Annotated in this window: 14 protein-coding genes; 6 read left to right on the top strand and 8 right to left on the bottom strand. The window is 47.0% G+C overall.

Going from position 1 to position 17,940, the window contains the following annotated elements; genetic code table 11:
• Positions 1–8: 8 nt before the first annotated feature.
• Both K6T99_07630 and cdaA read right to left on the bottom strand, forming a co-directional pair.
• Positions 9–989, bottom strand: coding sequence for a hypothetical protein (locus K6T99_07630; GenBank protein ID MCL6519691.1), 981 nt, complete (start codon positions 987–989; stop codon positions 9–11).
• Complete coding sequence (cdaA, locus tag K6T99_07625; protein MCL6519690.1) at positions 986–1,873, bottom strand: diadenylate cyclase CdaA; 888 nt, start codon at positions 1,871–1,873, stop codon at positions 986–988. Before cdaA ends, K6T99_07630 begins: the two co-directional genes overlap by 4 nt.
• Before the next feature lie 237 nt (positions 1,874–2,110).
• On the opposite strand from cdaA, the gene K6T99_07620 reads away from it, so the two are divergent.
• The 6 genes from K6T99_07620 (at position 2,111) to K6T99_07595 (ending at position 11,718) form a co-directional block, all read left to right on the top strand.
• Entirely contained in the window at positions 2,111–3,484 is a 1,374-nt protein-coding gene (locus tag K6T99_07620) for a glycosyltransferase family 39 protein (protein MCL6519689.1), read from the top strand.
• Positions 3,481–3,747, top strand: coding sequence for a hypothetical protein (locus tag K6T99_07615; GenBank protein ID MCL6519688.1), 267 nt, complete (start codon positions 3,481–3,483; stop codon positions 3,745–3,747). The genes K6T99_07620 and K6T99_07615 overlap by 4 nt, the downstream gene beginning before the upstream one ends.
• On the top strand, positions 3,744–5,429 hold the full coding sequence (locus tag K6T99_07610) for a tetratricopeptide repeat protein (GenBank protein MCL6519687.1): 1,686 nt from the start codon (positions 3,744–3,746) through the stop codon (positions 5,427–5,429). The genes K6T99_07615 and K6T99_07610 overlap by 4 nt, the downstream gene beginning before the upstream one ends.
• Positions 5,419–7,263: a tetratricopeptide repeat protein gene (locus tag K6T99_07605; protein MCL6519686.1), complete on the top strand. Its 1,845-nt coding sequence runs from the start codon at positions 5,419–5,421 to the stop codon at positions 7,261–7,263. Before K6T99_07610 ends, K6T99_07605 begins: the two co-directional genes overlap by 11 nt.
• A gap of 64 nt (positions 7,264–7,327) precedes the next feature.
• A complete protein-coding gene (locus tag K6T99_07600) occupies positions 7,328–9,448 on the top strand; it encodes a tetratricopeptide repeat protein (protein MCL6519685.1) in 2,121 nt (706 codons plus the stop codon).
• 167 nt (positions 9,449–9,615) lie between these two features.
• Positions 9,616–11,718 carry a tetratricopeptide repeat protein gene (locus K6T99_07595; GenBank protein MCL6519684.1) on the top strand — a complete coding sequence of 701 codons (2,103 nt, stop codon included), beginning with the start codon at positions 9,616–9,618 and terminating at the stop codon, positions 11,716–11,718.
• Positions 11,719–11,792: 74 nt separating this feature from the next.
• Here the strand turns inward: K6T99_07595 and K6T99_07590 are convergent, their stop codons facing one another.
• The 6 genes from K6T99_07590 to K6T99_07565 form a co-directional block, all read right to left on the bottom strand.
• Positions 11,793–13,886: a tetratricopeptide repeat protein gene (locus K6T99_07590; GenBank protein MCL6519683.1), complete on the bottom strand. Its 2,094-nt coding sequence runs from the start codon at positions 13,884–13,886 to the stop codon at positions 11,793–11,795.
• A gap of 90 nt (positions 13,887–13,976) precedes the next feature.
• Positions 13,977–14,873, bottom strand: coding sequence for a polyprenyl synthetase family protein (locus K6T99_07585; GenBank protein MCL6519682.1), 897 nt, complete (start codon positions 14,871–14,873; stop codon positions 13,977–13,979).
• Positions 14,874–14,883: 10 nt separating this feature from the next.
• Positions 14,884–15,747 carry a bifunctional 5,10-methylenetetrahydrofolate dehydrogenase/5,10-methenyltetrahydrofolate cyclohydrolase gene (locus tag K6T99_07580; protein MCL6519681.1) on the bottom strand — a complete coding sequence of 288 codons (864 nt, stop codon included), beginning with the start codon at positions 15,745–15,747 and terminating at the stop codon, positions 14,884–14,886.
• Positions 15,728–16,177, bottom strand: a complete 450-nt coding sequence (gene nusB, locus K6T99_07575) for a transcription antitermination factor NusB (protein MCL6519680.1) — start codon at positions 16,175–16,177, stop codon at positions 15,728–15,730. The genes K6T99_07580 and nusB overlap by 20 nt, the downstream gene beginning before the upstream one ends.
• A 31-nt stretch (positions 16,178–16,208) precedes the next feature.
• Positions 16,209–17,561, bottom strand: a complete 1,353-nt coding sequence (accC, locus tag K6T99_07570; GenBank protein ID MCL6519679.1) for an acetyl-CoA carboxylase biotin carboxylase subunit — start codon at positions 17,559–17,561, stop codon at positions 16,209–16,211.
• Positions 17,561–17,932, bottom strand: a complete 372-nt coding sequence (locus K6T99_07565) for a type II secretion system GspH family protein (GenBank protein ID MCL6519678.1) — start codon at positions 17,930–17,932, stop codon at positions 17,561–17,563. The genes accC and K6T99_07565 overlap by 1 nt, the downstream gene beginning before the upstream one ends.
• Between the last annotated feature and the right edge of the window lie 8 nt (positions 17,933–17,940).

Below are 17,940 nucleotides of genomic sequence, written 5' to 3'. Positions count from 1 at the left end.
ATGCTTGGTCACTGCGGTTCGTTATTGGGTTTGGGCGGAGAGCTTGGCGCCTCAGGCTGAATTAAGGCAATTTGGACGCTAACTTGAACTCTGCTTCCATTCGAGATGGAAGTTCCTGGGGGAGGCACTATCTTGAGACGCTGAGTAAAAGACCGAGTACGATTTGAGAGGTTTAGCGTCTCAGTTCCCACCGTGCTTATACGCATCAAATGCTCCGGCCGGCCATTCAGTGCTACTGTCTGCGGTTGGACGTCAATGTTGCTTACTTTGTAAGGGAAAGGGGGGCGTCCAACAATTGTGGGGCATACAAATACCATGCGACTAGCAGGGACTTTCTCTAAACTAAGTCGAAGGTGAACTTTGCTTGGCGATATATCAATTCCGCGAATCTCGCGGTCGTTGCTGTCCCGCGCAATTAATAGATAGTCTCCCTCTATGATTCCCTCTCTTAGTTCTCCTGGTTGCACAGTTGCGGTTAGGCGGCTTATGCGGTTTACGAGCTCGGGCATTCCCCGAACAACTACCTTAGCAGGCGTAAATGAGGGAGCGCCAAAACGAAAGCCTACGGGGGGACTGCCGGCAAAATCAACCTCCGCTTTCATAACCCGTCGAGCCTCACGGACGAGGGTGATGAAGACTTCGCTGGGAACGGCTGTGCCCCGCACTAGCCCAGCATAGCCTTGGGGGGGAGTAACAATTACTGGTAACTTATGCTTGCCTTCTCCCTTCCCTCGGGCGCTGACGTGCACTTGTATTTCCTCTGGGTCTGCAGCTATTGCGTCGACATGCTCGCGAGGACCTTCGAGGATGACCTTGATTGTAGCAGGTTTGCTGGTAACAATTAGGCCTGGTTCGACCTTGCGGACTGCCAGCGGAATGCCGGATAGTTCTTTGGAGACGTTTGGGTTGTATCCCTTGTTGGCATAGAACCATATGACGAGCGCTATACCCAAGGCAAGTAGTTTGTATGGGAAGTTGTGCCTAATCATGGGTTTCTCCGCTCGCCTGGCGTGCTCCCAATGCGCACTTTTAAGAATGCGTTTGAGACCGTTCGCCCGAGCCTGAACCTCCTCTCGTCTTCTGGGGTAAGTTGGAACGCTTCAATAAGCTTTGCGCGGACCTGTTCAGGGCTCAACCCGCGGAGAAGCTCTCCTTCTGCTGCATAAGAAATTGTTCCCGTCTCTTCCGAAACAACCAATACGATTGCGTCGCTCTCCTCAGCGACCCCTAGAGCTGCTTTGTGTCTGGTATGAATCATCGTACCAAACCTTGGATTGTCGCTAAGAGGAAGCGTACAGCTCGCAGCAACGATTCGGTTGCCTCGGATTATAACCGCCCCATCGTGGAGCGGACTGCCGGGATGAAATATTGTCTTCAGAAGCTCAGCGGAAACAGCCGAATCAAGCTTGTTGCCAGTTGCAATAATGTTGTCAAGGCCAACGTCACGTTCTATTACAATAAGTGCGCCTGTTTTGGTCCTTGACATCTCGGCAATAGCCTTGCTAAGTTGATCAACGAAGTCCATGATGTCTTCTCGCCCTAGAGCATGGAAACCGTGGCCTAGAAATTTTAGCCGGCCAATTTCCTCAAGGGCATGGCGAAGCTCTGGAAAAAAGAGGATTACAAGCGCAACCGGGCCCAAGGGGACAAATACTCTAAGTATCCAGTTGAGTGCTCGGAGGTGGAGGTAGTCGCTTATAAAAACTAAGAGGAAGAATATTCCTAATCCCCACATTATCTGCCATGCGCGCGTGCCTTTTACAAGCATCATTAGCTTGTAAATGACAAAGGCGACTACAATTACATCCACAACGGGCCAGATGTAATCTACGCTAAAAAATCGCCAGGGCAATATTATTAACCCAACATTCATTTTGATTCTTGTTTGCCGCCAAAGTATCTTTAAAAATTCTTGAAAAAGTATAGCATAGGCTATGATGAGGGTCAACCAAAGTGAGCAGATTAATTCTAGCCCGTGTTGACACCGCGTCAAACCTCGTGTTAGACTTGCCACGCAACAAATATAAATGCTTTTTTTGAATTTTAATTCCCCTCAGTCGCAATAGTGCAGAAAGTGCAATTTTTCGAAGCATAATTAGAAAACATGCGTTTGAAAAACTTGCGAGAAAAGCTTAAGTGGCATTACATTTGGGTTCTTCGCGGAGCGCTTCTCCTTACAATAGCGCTTATCATTATAGTCCGAATCCGATTTCTAGGTGTTCCATTGGAGAGGGACGAAGGCGAATATGCCTATATGGCACAACTCATGCTTGATGGAGTACTGCCCTACCTTCTGGCATACAGTATGAAGTTGCCTGGAATCTATGTTGTCTACGCGCTAATCATGCTACTCTTTGGCCAGACGATAGCTGGGATTCACCTTGGTCTTCTGGGCGTAAATGTTGCTACTATTATTCTTATTTACTTTGTTGGCAAGCGTTTGATGGGCGAGTGTGCTGGGGTCATTTCAGGGATTAGCTTTGCTATGTTCTCCATAAGCCCGTGGATACAAAGTTTGTGGGCCAACTCTGAGCATTTTGTCATACTGCCTGCAGTTGGTGGTTTGCTTCTTTTGTTGAAAGCCTACACAAAAGGGCGGCCATCGATGTTCTTCTTAAGCGGCTTGCTTTTTGGTTTTGCGATTATTGTTAAGCAGCATGGGATGTTTTTTGCAATCTTTGCTATTCTTTATACTTTCTACCTTCGATTAAGTAATCGTTCAGTTGTGTTGCCAAGGCTACTTAATGCAGAAGGGTTACTGGCGGTTGGGGTTGCAGTTCCCTACGTTGTTACGTGCGCTATACTCTTGGCGGTGGGGGTTTTTGAAAAGTTTTGGTTCTGGACGGTTAAGTATGCAAGCGAATATACAAGCTTGACCACACTTCCTTTCGGAATCGAGAATTTCAATCTAACGGCCGAAGTTATAGGGGTACCAGTTTTGCCTCTATGGTTTCTGTCGGCATTTGGGCTGACGGCGTTTATTTGGGATAGGAAATCCCGTGAGCATGCGGCGTTTCTTGTGGGTTTGCTGGTATTTTCATTCCTAGCTGGTTGTCCAGGTCTCTACTTTCGCCAGCATTACTTCATACTTTTGCTACCCGCAGCCTCGTTATTCGTTGCTAGAAGCGTCGTCTCAATAAATCGTGTATTGAGAGAATCGAAAGTCCCATCGCTCGGTTTTATACCCGTCATTATTTTTATATTCGCATCAAACTATGGTCTTTACACGCAGGAGGATCTTTTGTTTAAAACAGACGGTCGTATGCTTTGCAGAGCTGTTTACGGGCACAGCCCGTTTCCAGAATCAATAGAGATAGCCAAGTATATCCGGAGGCATACTACTGAAAGGGACAGAATTGTAGTATTTGGATCTGAACCACAGATACCCTTCTATGCACATCGTCGTTCAGCCGTGCCTTATATTTACACATACCCGCTCATGGGAGTCCAAAAATATGCTGTAGAGATGTGTAGCGTGACATGATTCGGCTTCTTGGTAGAACAAAGCAAAAGTATTTAATTTTCTTTAATATGCAAAGTTCATGGCGTATTGCTAGGGGATCGGCCAATATAGTATTCGGCTGGTTTGTAAATCAGCTTATGAACAATTATCATACAGTTGGCATTATTGATATACTCTCTCCGGAGTTTACTTTGTATCTTTGGGATAGGGATGCGGACGGCCGCGGACTACCTGAGCAACACGATATTTACATTTATGAGCGAATTGCTGATTCCGGAGGGTGATGCATCTGCATGCGAACAGACTTTCAATTGCCATTGGTCTAATTCTGACATTTGCAACTGGGGCTGTTTTCTGTCGAGTTCTGGGACACGATTTTGTTTTCGATGATAAGCCATATGTGCTTTTAAATGAGCACGTCAGGACAGGGATAAGCTTAGAGAATCTTAATTGGGCTTTCACATCATTCTATTCCGCCAACTGGCATCCCCTTACTTGGATTTTTCACATGCTCGATTGCATGCTCTTTGGGCTAAAGCCTGCTGGTCATCACCTTGTTAATTTGATGTTTCACATAGTGAATTCCCTATTGCTTTTTGGGTTGCTGAGTAAGATAACCAGTTCACAATGGAAGGGTGCTTTCGTTGCGGCGTTGTTTGCTTTGCATCCTCTTCACGTGGAGTCAGTAGCATGGGTCGCAGAGAAAAAGGATGTTCTAAGCACGTTTTTCTTTTTACTCACAATATTGGCATATATCGGATATGTTAGAAATCCGATATTCACCAAATATGCTTTAGTTGTTGTTTTCTTTATCCTCGGTCTAATGTCAAAGCCAATGGTGGTGACTCTTCCCTTTGTGCTCCTTCTTTTGGATTATTGGCCCCTCTGCCGTGTTTCTTCGTCCATTCCTTCTTGCTCATCGCCAACTAAAAGAGCGGCTTCCATGAGGGGGCTGTTTTTTGAGAAGGTACCTTTGTTAATTTTAGCTATCTTGTCTTGCGTTATAACATACATTGCTCAGCAGAAGGGTGGTGCTGTTGGTTCTTTTGAACAGTACTCTCTAGGAATCCGCACAGCTAATGCCGTTCTCTCATATGTCAACTATATAGGCAAGATGTTCTGGCCAAGGAACTTAGCGGTTTTCTATCCTCATCCTGGTAATTTAATTGCAACTTGGCAGGTTGTTTTGGCGATGCTAGTTCTCTTGGCAATTTCTTTGGTCGCGGTGTTTACGAGACGTACCAAACCATTCCTCATAACAGGCTGGCTTTGGTATCTTAGCACCCTTATTCCTGTCATTGGTTTTGTTCAGGTTGGCGGGCAGGCGATGGCTGACAGATATACATACATACCACTGATTGGTCTATTTATTATGATCGCTTGGGGGGTTCCGGACGTGGTCGGGTGTTTGAGAATCAAAGGTAAGCAAGGCGAAAGGTTGAAGGGCAGATTGCCTTACTATTTCACTTCAAATGTTCTGCCATTGGCGGCTGGAATATCAGTCGGTGTTATAATGTTCTCCACCTGGGTTCAAGTTGGCTACTGGCAAGATAGCATCTCTTTGTATCGGCATGCAATCGCCGTCACGCATAATAATTGGTTGATGCACAACAATTTGGGAGTTGCTCTTGCGGCTGAGGGTAGGTATACCGAGGCAATTTGCCACTATTTCGCTGCTATTCGAGCCAAACCTGAATATGCCGATGCACACACCAATATGGGTAATGCACTCTCTAAATTGGGGCGTTTTAATGAAGCCATTAGTGAATACCAAAAAGCTATATCCCTCAATCCAACCAATGCCCTTGTGCACTACAACCTTGGAGCAATATTGGCTGGCTTGGGCCGATTTGATGAGGCCACTGTGGAGTTCGCAAAGGCTGTTAGCATTAATCCGAATTTGAGGGCAGCAAAGCAAGCCCTGGAGATGCTGCGGAAGAGGCAGGTAAATCCAGATGGTAGATAAACCTAATTTGGCTAGCTATGTGCGCTTATTTCTTCTAGTCTTAATAATAATTGCAGTATATTGGCGAGTATTAAACTTCGATTTTGTTGGTTTTGATGAAGATGTCTATATTACACAGAACGACCATGTCAAGCGTGGGCTGACGGTTGAGGGGATAACCTGGGCGTTCACAACAACGGAAGCTTGTTTCTGGCACCCTTTGGTTTGGCTATCGTACATGCTGGAACACACCTTGTTTGGAGAAAAACCGTTTATTTATCACCTAACAAATCTGCTTCTTCATATCGCAAACACCTTGTTGCTGTTTGCCGTCTTAAATAAGATGACTAGCTCAGCATGGAAGAGCTGGTTTGTTGCGGCGTTGTTTGCCGTGCACCCACTTCATGTAGAATCGGTGGCGTGGGTCGCTCAACGGAAAGACGTGCTTTGTACACTGTTTTTGATGTTGACGTTGTGGGCATATGTCAGGTATGCCTCTTCTCCGAGGATTGGAACCTACATCCTTGTTGTTGTGTTTTTCGCAATGGGTCTTATGGCCAAGCCGATGCTGGTAACTCTTCCGCTTGTGCTCCTCCTCATGGACTACTGGCCTATTGGGCGTACTGCGCTGTCAAGCCATTCGCTAATTAATAGGATTTCAGTCAAGAGTCTTTTAGCTGAGAAAATACCTCTTTTAATACTCGCATTTGGCGCGAGCGTCGGGGCACTTATCGCTCAAAAAGGCGGCAGGGCCCTGGCAAGTTTGGAAGCCATTCCATTAGGAATCCGATTGTCAAATTCTTTGGTTGCGTGTGTAGGCTACCTTATAAAGACCGTCTGGCCACGAAGGCTTGCAGTATTCTACCCGCATCCGGGTGATTCAGTTCCAGAGTGGCAGGTGCTCGGGGCAGCTCTCTTAATAGTTGCAATAACGTTTTTGGTGCTTGCGATAGGTAAGCGTAAGCCGTTTCTTCCCGTAGGGTGGTTTTGGTATCTTATCACCATTGTCCCAGTCATTGGGCTCGTTCAGGTCGGCTCCCACGCAATGGCAGATAGATACACTTATATTCCTTTAATTGGCATCTTCATAATGATTGCATGGCTGGCGCCCAGCATGGCTGAATATATGAGCAGGGAAGAAAAATTTTCTTTTTCTCGGTTTTCGGAGTCCATGATATTCACTATTGCAGCCCCATTGGTCATCGCTGTCCTAATGGTTTCCACCTGGGTGCAGGTTGGTTATTGGCAGAATGGCCAGACTCTCTTCAGCCATGCTATTAAAGTGACATCGCATAATTGGCTTGCACATCACAACCTAGGGGTGGCACTCAAAGAAAAAGGCAGAATCGATGAAGCGGTTGCTCATTTTCGAAGAGCTCTCGAGATTAGGCCGGATTACCCCGATGCTCGTTTGAACTTAGCAACTACTTTGGCTGAGAAGGGAGACTTGGACTCTGCAGGGGCGGAGTTCGCAAGAGCATTGAGGGGAACCGCAGATGATGCCGATGTCTACTACAATCTTGGGATTGCTTTTTGTTCGCGAGGGAGGCTTGAAAAAGCAGAGGCGGAATTTAGAAAGGCATTAGCAATAAAGCCTGACCATGTATTGGCGCTGATGAACCTCGGTTCAGTATTAGGCCAAAAAGGAGACAACCAAAGTGCAATAAAATATCTAACTAAGGCTGTCGAAATTAGACCCAGTTATGCTGAGGCACACTTCAACTTGGCAGTTGCATTCTTCATAGCAGGAGAATACAAACGTGCCTGGGAGGAGCTTTGCCTGGCAGAGAAGCATGGTTTTAAGCCTGACCACGAATTTAGGAAATTTTTGGCAATCAAAGCAGGCAAGGAGTGACCCTCCTTCATGTCTAATTCTTGTATCATCAAAGGCATTTGCAAGAAGTGGAAGGTGGTTTGGAATGCGCTCCCTATATTTAGTGGGATTATTACTTGTCATTATTACAGTTGCGGTCTATTGGCCTGTTCTTCGACATGACTTTACTAATTATGACGACGATAAGTATGTAACGGATAACCCACCAGTGCAAGCAGGTCTAACGGCGCCGAGCATTGTGTGGGCTTTTACCAAAATTCACGAGAGCAACTGGCATCCGCTTACATGGTTATCCCATATGCTCGATGCCCAACTTTATGGACCTAATCCTATGGGCCACCATTTGACCAATTTGGTATTTCATGTAGCAAATGTTGTGCTTCTCTTTTCGGTGCTCATGTTAATGACTGGATGTGTGTGGAGAAGCGGCTTTGTGGCAGCGCTATTTGCCATACATCCATTGCATGTCGAATCGGTTGCATGGATTGCAGAGAGAAAGGATGTTCTAAGCACCTTCTTTTGGCTACTTACCATGTTGGCATATTTCCGATATGCGTCATCCCCGCGTCTGGGAACTTATTTGCCGGTCGTTATTTTGTTTGCACTTGGTTTGATGTCAAAGCCAATGCTCGTAACGCTTCCATTCGTGCTCCTTCTAATGGACTACTGGCCCCTTGGTCGTACGACGTTTTCTAGTAATTTAGGGCTTTGTGTATCTGGCGGCGTGTATGGAACGCATAAGGCAGGCAATTTAGCGAATGGGCGAAAATCAGGCAAGGGTTTTGTTAGGTTTAGTGAAAATATGAACCTTTTGAGGGAGAAAACACCGCTTTTTCTGATGACCCTTGTGTCGTGTGTGATAACCTTCTATGCTCAGAAGAAACAGGGTTCGGTTCAAACCTTTGAGTTTTACCCATTCGGGGTTCGAATAGCTAATGCATTTGCTGCATATTCAAGCTATATTCGAAAAACGCTCTGGCCAAACGATTTAGCATGCTTTTATCCGCATCCTGGTAGAGACCTGGCGATGTGGAAGGTCCTGTGGGGATTCATTGTACTTGCAAGCATTTCGTATTTTGTGTGGCGGCTTGCGAGCAGGCGACCATATCTGGTGGTGGGTTGGCTTTGGTATCTCGGCACTTTGGTACCAGTGATTGGTCTTGTCCAGGTTGGCATGCAGGCGATGGCTGACAGATATACATACATACCACTGATTGGTCTCTTCATAGCCATTGCTTGGGGAATACCCGAATTGACTAGGAGAAAGAGTAATTCCGATGGCAAAGAGGATGGAAGGCAGAAAGTAGAGGCGACCGTTTTTCCATTTGCGGCATGCATCGCAATTGTTGCTTTAATGATAGGCACATGGTTTCAAGTAGGGTATTGGAAGAACAGCATAACCTTGTTCGAACGCGCACTTGCTGTTACGGAAAATAACGACACGGCACACAATAACTTGGGAATTGCCCTGGCATGGCAGGGGCGACTGGAGGAGGCGATTCCGCACTACAAGCGGGCGCTTGAAATTTCACCGATGTATGGCGATGCGCACGGTAACTTGGCGAATGCATATGCTCAATTAGGCATGTACGACGACGCCATCCGCGAATACAAAGAGGTGCTCAAACTCAACCCAAATGACCCAAGGGCCTACTATAACATGGGTAATGTTCTCGCTGCCCAAGGCAAGGCAAAAGAGGCACTGCAAAACTATTCCAGGGCTTTGGGAATCAAGCAGGACGACGCCGGCGCCCACCTTAGCATAGGAAAAATGCTTGCTGATCAAGGCAAGTATGACGAGGCTTTGGCAGAGTACAAAAAGGCTATTGAGCTAAAGCCTTCGTTTGCTGAGGCGCATTACAATATGGGGTTGGCACTAAAGCGACTTGGCAGGTTTGATGAAGCGATTAAGGCATATCGCGAGGCTATTCGCTACAAGCCCGAATACCCAGAGGCACTAAACAATTTGGGCAATGTTTTGTTGCTTCAAAAGAAGTATGACGAAGCAATAAAGGAATATAAACGCGCCATAAGAATCAGGCCAGACCATGCTGAAGCGCACCATAACTTGGCGGCGGCATACTTTTACAAAGGAGAATATGCTAAGGCGTGGGAAGAAATACATCTCTGCAAGAGGTATGGGTTTAATCCGGTGCCTGCATTGCTGAACTCACTATCTCAAAAAATGCCCGACCCCGGCGAATAGATTGATTAGGGAGATTAAGATGTCGCAAACCTTATTCTTGAAGTGGGGTTCGGCAAGGCGGTTGGCATTTTTCAGGCACCACGAAATTAAATTCGAAACAAGCTAAAATCCCTTTTGAGGATTTCATTTACCACATATCCAAAGGCTAAGGGAGGTTTGCTCGCGGAATGGATGGCTTTGTCAAAATGTATAGGTCATATTTGGTTGGATGTTTGCTTGTGCTTGTAGCCATCGTTGCTTTTGTGCCTCTATTCGGCAATGGCTTTATAAATTATGACGACGACGAATATGTGACAGACAACAGTCATGTTAGGGGGGGCTTTACGCTTGCAAACGTTGGCTGGGCGTTCACCACAATGCACGAAAGCAACTGGCATCCTATTACATGGTTGTCTCACATGCTCGACTGCCAGCTTTTCGGCTTGAATCCCATAGGTCACCACCTCGTAAGTTTGCTTATACACATAGCAAACACGCTATTGCTTTTTGGTATTTTTAGCATTCTTACTGGGTCGATTTGGAAGAGTGGGTTTGTTGCGGCTTTGTTTGCCGTGCATCCGCTTCATGTTGAGTCGATTGCCTGGGTAGCAGAGAGAAAGGATGTTCTAAGCACCCTTTTTTGGATGATTGCGATATTAGCCTACATCCGATATGTTCAATCTCCTAGGATTGCAACTTATATCCCAGTTATCGCTTTCTTTGCTCTTGGATTGATGGCAAAGCCCATGGTTTTGACGCTCCCATTCGTTCTTCTCCTCATGGATTTCTGGCCTCTTCGCCGTTTTAGCGCTGCTAATCACTCGTTGTTCTCTACGCTTACAAATAAGAAACTATTGGTTGAGAAAATACCCCTTTTTGGGCTTACCATTAGTTCTGCAATAGTCACGTATATCGCTCAGCAGAAGGGCCTCAGTGTCGCCACGCTGGAGCGTTACCCGGTTGGAATGCGCATAGGCAATGCATTAATCTCCTATGTCTCATATATTGGCAAGATGATAATTCCAAGCGGCCTATCGGTCTTTTATCCATACCCAACCGTAATAGTTACTTGGAAAATGGTGGGTGCGCTTGTGATTATTGTTGCCATTACTGCCTTGGTGCTCTGGCAGTCCCGAAGACGGCCATATCTTGTGTTTGGGTGGTTCTGGTATTTGGGCACTTTAGTTCCTGTGATTGGCCTTGTCCAGGTTGGTTGGCAGGCGATGGCAGATAGATACACATATATACCATTGATTGGCTTGTTTGTTATTCTAGCGTGGGGAATCCCTGATTTAATTGAATCTATCCGAACTGGCAAGCAGGTTGGGATAAAGTGCCAGACAGCAGATGTCAGACGAAATCTTATTCTCTCAGCAGTAGCTTGTGTTCTTGTCATAATTCTAGCGGCAACGACATTAAGGCAAGTGACGCATTGGCGAGATAGCGTGACGTTGTTCAGCCATGCCCTAAAAGTGACAAAGGAAAATCCAGTTGCCGAAAACAACCTTGGCCTTGCATTAACCGCTCTAGGGAAACATGCTCAGGCAATCAAGCATTTCAAGAAGGCATTGAGAATCGAACCTACTTGGGCAGATGTACATCATAATCTGGCAATTGCATATTTTGAAAGCATGGACTTTGAAAAAGCCGCTTTTCATTTCCAAAAAGCTTTGAAAATAGATCCCAGGCATGCGCGGGCTCATAACAACTACGGAGGACTTCTTCTAAAGCAGGGAAGGCTTGATGAAGCGGCCATGCACTTCAATAAGGCTCTAATGGCGAAGCCGGATTATGCACAAGCACACATCAATCTAGGTATCCTTCTGGGCATAAAGGGTAAATCGGGAGCGGCAGTTGAGAGTTATAAAAAGGCGATTGAACTCGATCCTTTCCTGCCGGATGCACATTATAATTTGTCCATAACATTGGGGGAGCTAGGAAAAGTGCGTGAGGCAATTGAAAGTTGCCGAGTTGCATTAAAGCTTCGCCCAAACTGGCCTGAGGCGAAGAACAATCTGGCTTGGTTGCTAGCAACCCAGAAGAAGCCTACTTACCGCGATGCGCTAGAGGCGATAAAACTGGCGAAAGCGGCATGCGAGGCCGTCAGATATGAGGATTCGGGTTTGCTGGATACGCTTGCAGCCGCCTATGCCGCCGCTGGCCGCTATGACCAAGCTATATCCACGGCCCGCAGAGCGCTTCAGCTCGCTATAACTCAGGGCTCACCGGCTGCACCCGAAATCGAGATGAGATTGCGAAATTACGAAGCTCACTGTCCGGTTGCTAACTAGCGCGCAGTGGGTTCAGCGTGAGCGTAGCTGGCAAGACTTCCTTTTCTCCAGCTAGAAGCTTCAGGGCCATGCGCTCAGGGTTGTGGCATCTTTTTTGATAGTCCCCTAAGGAAGTTGGGATTTGGCTCGGCGCCATATTTCTTTGCGAGCATGACCTCGTTCCATGCTTCCGCATATCGTCCTGACATAAAAAGCGCTACCGCAAGGTTGTTGTGTGCACGGCCAAATTTTGGATCAAAAGCCAATGCCTTCTTATATTCCTTTACAGCTTCATCAAACTTGCCTTCACGTAGTAAGCCATTCGCTCTGTTGTAGTGTTCTATTGCCAGATTCTGCTTTGACTTTTTGCTTGAACCCTCAAGCAGATTTTTGGTGGCAATGGCGACCTCCAGATTGTGTCGCGCATCCGGCACTTCTGGGTCAAGTTGGAGTGCTTTTTGATAGTTGGCAATTGCTTCGTCGTACAGACCTTTTAAAAGTAGGGCGTTGCCAAGGTGAACGTGCGTTGGGGCATAGTCTGGCCTAAGCCGGATTGATGCTTGGTAGTGGGCGATTGCATCATCGAGCCTGCCCTTGCGCACAAGTGCGTCGCCAAGGTTGAAATGTGCTTCAGGGTAGTTGGGTGTGAGTCTTAAGGCTTTCTCATATTCAGCGATGGCTTCGTCAATTTTGCCCTGTCTTGCTAACGCAATGCCCAAGTTGTTATGCGCATGTGAGAATTCTGGATTCATTTCCAGCGCCCTTTTGAACTGGACTATCGCCTCTTTGACTTTGCCCTGCTCCATGTAGCTCCATCCCATATTAGTCGGCGCTTCTGCTGTCACTGTGGGGGTTGGGAAACGCACTAGTGAAGGTAAAAACATCAGAGTGATGCACAATATGAAGCAAATAATGCCGCGGATGTTCCTTCTTAAAACAAGCTTGGTTGCTTCTAGTAGCCCATAGCTAGAAAAAATTGCTAATGCCGGGACCATCGGCGCACGATATCTAGAACTTACGGAAAAAATCATTAGGCTTAAGAAAATCGAAAGTATGTATAGACCAAGAATGCTGACCTGTCGATCGCGCAATCTTTTCCATCCAAATAACCCGAGTCCGGCAAGGAAGGGAAATGGCAAAGCAAGCCAGCGAAGAATAGGAACATATTCGCGCTCATAATAAATATTATAACTGCAGGGAGATTCGCGGTTGTGGAGCGACCAGATGACTTTGCGGCCAAGAAGTTTCAGGTACTCGAATGGGTGCTTGCAAATGAAGCTCAAGGCGAGCCTGAACCAATATGCCGATGACTCGGATGGCTTGACTTGCCTGCCGAGTGCACTCGATGCCTGAGCCATTTCCTCCTGCTGTTGGGTAAGAATTGTGCCGCTAAACCCTGGTAGCGGAGTGGATATTCCGGTTGCATATTCGCTGTTCCCTTGGGCAAACACGATTCCTGCATTTGTGGAAAGCAAGGCAAAGTCCTTGCCTATAAAGTAATTCCGAGCAGTAACTGGGATAATCGGAATCACCACGCCAACTAGCAGGATTGCAGTGTAGCAGATTGTTTGGTTATTGCGTTTGTACTTTAGCAAGAGCCATAGAACTGCGAGCAGGGCCATTATGAGGGCAGCAGGGCGGCATAAAGCGCTAATTCCGAAAGCCAGTCCTGAGGCTAGAAACCTGCTAGCTGATTGCCGCTCGGTGGCATAAATCAGAGCGGAAATTGAGGCTAGATTCAAAGTTATGGCAAGTATCTCAGTAAGAAGCTTGGTCTCAAGATAGATTAGTGGCGAGTAAATGAGCAGTAGTCCAGAAGCAACAAGACCGACCGCTCGGCTTAGAAGCTTTCTCCCGATGATGTAGACAAGAATTGTGTTTATAGTGCCTAGCACCGCCTGAAGTAGATAAATAATAGGATAGTTGTGCCCAGCGATTTTGTAAATTAGTGCTAAAAAATAGGGGTAAAGCGGCGCCATATAGAATGGCATCGGCCCATATCCTTTTCCCTCGGCGACCCTCTGCGCCCATGCGTCATAGTAAGCGGAGTCTAGGGTAACGCGGTAATAGTAGGGGATATGTGCCTTGTATTCCAACAGGTATACAGCCCGAAGCGTCACTGCCGCAAGGAAAACAAGCCCTATTGGCAGTACTTCTCGGCGTAGGAAACTTGCGTTCTTTTGCGACATTCTTAGTTCGACACCTCTGCAGAAAAGCGTAGACCAGCGCCTAGTGTGTTAATTCATAGCTTTTCTTGAAGAGAATTTCGTTGCTTAACTTTATGTCTTGCGTTCAACTATGAATCGTGCAATAGCGCGGAGCGGTTCTGCACGCGTGTCGAAGTTTTCTACCGCTTTTAAGGCTTCTTGGGTGACTTGCAGAGCCTTTTCTTTTGATTTTTCCAAGCCAAGTATTGCAGGAAAGGTTGATTTTTGCTTGCGCAGGTCGCTTCCAACTGTCTTGCCGAGCTTCTCTTGTTCGCCTTCTAGGTCGAGGATATCATCAACAATTTGAAACGCGAGACCAATCTTTTGCCCATAAAGGCTCAGCTCCGCCAACTGTTCGGAAGTTGCTCCGCCTAGAAGCCCTCCGCAAACAATGCACGCCTCGATTAATGCGCCAGTTTTGTGGGAATGCATGAATTCGAGCGTTTCAAGCTCAATTTTTCTGCCCTCAGACTCCATATCTACAACTTGACCGACAACCATACCTCCAGTGCCAGCAGCGGCGGCAATCCGCCTCGTTACATCAAGTATTGTGTTTGCAGGCACCCCTTCCGTTTTGGTGATTGTTTCAAATGCAAGCGCCAGGAGCGCATCTCCTGCAAGTATTGCCATGGCTTCTCCAAAGACCTTGTGATTGGTAGGCTTGCCTCTTCGGAAGTCATCGTTGTCTAATGCAGGGAGGTCATCGTGAATCAAGGAGAAGGAATGGATGAATTCAACGGCGCATGCTGTAGGCAAGGCTTTTTCGGAATCACCGCCTACAGCTTCGCATGCCGCCAACACGAGGACTGGCCTTATCCGCTTGCCACCATCTAAGACGCTATATCTCATTGCGCGGAAGAGGATTTGTGGGTACCGGTCCTCTTGTGGCAGAAACCTGTCGAGGGCGGCTTCTATTTGCTTGCGCTTTTCCGAAAAATATGCTTGCAGATCTAAGGTTTTGTTAGTCATTAGCAAAAAGCTATTTGCGTTCTACCATTCGGCTAGCTGCTTTTAGAGTGTTTCTCAATAGCATTGCAATCGTCATTGGACCGACACCACCAGGAACAGGCGTAATCCAAGATGCCTTTTCCGCTGCTTGTTCGAAGTTCACGTCGCCAACATCCTTATCGCGACCTTCGACCTTGTTGTATCCTGCGTCAATGACAATTGCGCCTTCTTTAATCATATCGCCCGTTATCATTTCCGGTTTGCCCACCGCTGCCACGAGGATGTCTGCCTGCTTTGTTATCTCCGGCAGGTCTCGTGTGCGTGTGTGGCATATGGTCACCGTTGCATGGCGGTTGAGGAGATAAAGCGCGACCGGTTTGCCAAGGATTATGCTTCGGCCGACTACAACTGCATGCTGTCCTTCTATTGGAATATTATATCGGTCGAGTAGCTCAATAATGCCTGCAGGAGTTGCTGCTACGAACAAAGGGTCTCCAGTCACCAGGCTTCCCAAGCTGTATCGGCTGATTCCGTCAACATCTTTTTCTGGAGCAACGGCATCAAGGATGCTTTGTTCGTTCAAGTGCTTTGGAACTGGATGCTGAACCATAACGCCATGAATGCTTGGGTCGGCGCTAAGCTTCTTGACGACGTCTTCGACCTTTTCTTGTGTCGAGTCTGCCGGCAGTTCATGAACAGTCGAAAGCATTCCTGCCGCTATAGCGGCCTTTCTTTTCATGTTTACGTACACTTTAGATGCAGGGTCTTCGCCGACGATGACTACCGCGAGATTGGGCACTATCCCATGCTCGGCGATTAATTTCTCAACGCCGGCTTTTACCTCTTCTCTAATAGTCTTAGCAGTTGCTAATCCATCAAGAATTTTGGCCCTCATTTTGTTGCTCCCCAATTTTGATTCCTTGCTCACGTAACAAGGCTCCGAGAACTCCGTTCACGAAGCGTCCAGAATCTTCAGTGCTATATTTCTTGGCTAGCTCAACAGCCTCGTTAATTGAGACGCTCGGTGGTATTTGATCTAGATAGAGTATCTCGAAAATCGCCATCCGGAGGATATTCCGATCTACAGCGGGTTGACGTTGAAGTTCCCAGCCGACGGACAGGCGCTTAAGGCGTTCATCAATCTCTTTTAAGTGTTCTAAGGTGCCTTTGACTAGTTCTTCTGCGAACTTTGCACTGCTTTCCTCAAGTTTTGCATTTTTTAGGGCAGTATCTAGTGCTTCTTGAGGCAGTATTCGCGCAATATCAACTTGATAGAGAACATTCAGTGCCAGCTCCCTGGCTGCTCTTCTGCTTTTAGTACCCATTGCGTTGCTGCCTGGTTGGTATGGTTTTTCCTTATCCGCTTTCTTCTAATATGCGCCGAATAAAGCTTGTAGATAAATTTCCTCGGCGATAATCCGCATTCTTCATAATTTTCATATGGAATGGTATGTTTGTCTTAAGGCCTTCAATGGTAAACTCGGATAAGCATCTTGCCATGCGGTTTATTGCGCCATTTCGATCATTATCCCACACGATTAGCTTTGCAAGTAAGGAGTCATAGTAGGGAGGAACGACATAACCCGGATATATATGAGTGTCAATGCGAACGCCTAATCCACCGGGAAGTATCAACCCCTCAATCTTGCCTGAGGCTGGGGCGAAGTCTCGTTCGGGGTCCTCAGCGGTGATTCGGCATTCTATTGCATGCCCCTTAAGCTGGATGTCCTTCTGGTTGAAGCTAAGCTTTTCACCTGCGGCAATTCGGATTTGCTCTTTTACGATATCAATGCCGCTCACTGCCTCGGTGACCGGATGCTCCACTTGGACGCGAGTATTCATTTCCATGAAGTAAAAGTTTTTCTTTTCGTCAAGCAAGAATTCAACAGTTCCGGCATTTGTGTAACCAACGGCCTTTGCTGCACGTACTGCCGCTTCTCCAATTTTTGCCCTCATTGATGGGGTCAAAGCAACTGATGGTGCTTCCTCAAGCATCTTCTGGTGCCGGTTGTTTTGGATGGAGCATTCGCGCTCGCCCAGGTGAATTACGTGCCCATGTTCATCTGCCAGGATTTGCACCTCAATGTGCCTTGGTTCTTCGATAAACTTTTCCATGTAAAGATCTGGGCTGCCAAATGCAGATTCGGCTTCTGTTTGGGCAATTTTAAGCGTTTTAATGAGTTCGTCCTCGTTTCTGACAAGTCTTATTCCACGGCCTCCTCCGCCAGCGGCGGCTTTTAAAAGCACGGGATATCCCATTTTTGCGGCGGTTTTGATTGCCACCTGCTCGTTCTGAAGCACTCCCTTCGTACCTGGTATCACAGGTACCCCCGCCGATTGCATTATTTCTCTCGCCTTAGCCTTATTACCCATTTTTTCAATGGCAGAGGGCTTTGGGCCAATAAACTTGATTTTACATGCTTCGCATGCTTCCGCAAAACTTGGAACCTCTGAGAAATAACCATATCCAGGGTGGATTGCTTCTGCACTGGTAATTATTGCGGCACTTATGATATTTGGTGCGTTAAGGTAACTGTCTTTGCTTGCTGGCGGCCCAATGCATATTGCCTCGTCCGCTAGTCGTACATGTAGCGAATTTGCGTCTGCTTGAGAGTAGACTGCGACCGTGGCAATTTTCATCTCCCGGCAGGCTCGAATGATGCGAACGGCAATCTCACCACGGTTTGCAATTAGGATTTTCTTGAACATTAGTACCTCTCATGCCCAGGATATATGCAGCTCACGGTACCGGTCGAAGGGTCATATTTGTATTCCTTGCCCGAAACAGGGCACTTCCTGATGCTTTCCGATACGCCGCTAGACTCAAGCTCGGCTAGCGTTGTCGGAAATTTCCCTTCTCCAGTCTGGCGGTACATTTCGATTGCTGCTCGAATATTCCGCAGGTTGTTTATGCACTCAACGCTCTCTGCGCGCTCCTTCGGACCTGCAACCGTGCCTTCCTCAGACGACGAGCGCTCTCCTAAATATCGAGGAACGATAAAGTAGCCGATCACCATCAGAATCGCAATCACTACGAGTATTTCAATTAGCAAGAGTTGCCCACGATTGTTTTGCAACATATTTTTCC

The sequence above is a fragment of the Armatimonadota bacterium genome, from assembly GCA_023511795.1.
Taxonomy (GTDB): domain Bacteria; phylum Armatimonadota; class UBA5829; order DTJY01; family DTJY01; genus JAIMAU01.
This window is presented reverse-complemented; position numbering and strand designations above follow the sequence as displayed.

Bases quoted from the DNA above. Each gene is read 5' to 3' on its own strand.
- K6T99_07630 (MCL6519691.1), bottom strand. From the start codon at position 989: ATGATTAGGCACAACTTCCCATACAAACTACTTGCCTTGGGTATAGCG.
- cdaA (MCL6519690.1), bottom strand. From the start codon at position 1,873: ATGAATGTTGGGTTAATAATATTGCCCTGGCGATTTTTTAGCGTAGAT.
- K6T99_07615 (MCL6519688.1), top strand. From the start codon at position 3,481: ATGATTCGGCTTCTTGGTAGAACAAAGCAAAAGTATTTAATTTTCTTT.
- K6T99_07605 (MCL6519686.1), top strand. From the start codon at position 5,419: ATGGTAGATAAACCTAATTTGGCTAGCTATGTGCGCTTATTTCTTCTA.
- K6T99_07600 (MCL6519685.1), top strand. From the start codon at position 7,328: ATGCGCTCCCTATATTTAGTGGGATTATTACTTGTCATTATTACAGTT.
- K6T99_07595 (MCL6519684.1), top strand. From the start codon at position 9,616: ATGGATGGCTTTGTCAAAATGTATAGGTCATATTTGGTTGGATGTTTG.
- K6T99_07590 (MCL6519683.1), bottom strand. From the start codon at position 13,886: ATGTCGCAAAAGAACGCAAGTTTCCTACGCCGAGAAGTACTGCCAATA.
- K6T99_07585 (MCL6519682.1), bottom strand. From the start codon at position 14,873: ATGACTAACAAAACCTTAGATCTGCAAGCATATTTTTCGGAAAAGCGC.
- K6T99_07580 (MCL6519681.1), bottom strand. From the start codon at position 15,747: ATGAGGGCCAAAATTCTTGATGGATTAGCAACTGCTAAGACTATTAGA.
- nusB (MCL6519680.1), bottom strand. From the start codon at position 16,177: ATGGGTACTAAAAGCAGAAGAGCAGCCAGGGAGCTGGCACTGAATGTT.
- accC (MCL6519679.1), bottom strand. From the start codon at position 17,561: ATGTTCAAGAAAATCCTAATTGCAAACCGTGGTGAGATTGCCGTTCGC.
- K6T99_07565 (MCL6519678.1), bottom strand. From the start codon at position 17,932: ATGTTGCAAAACAATCGTGGGCAACTCTTGCTAATTGAAATACTCGTA.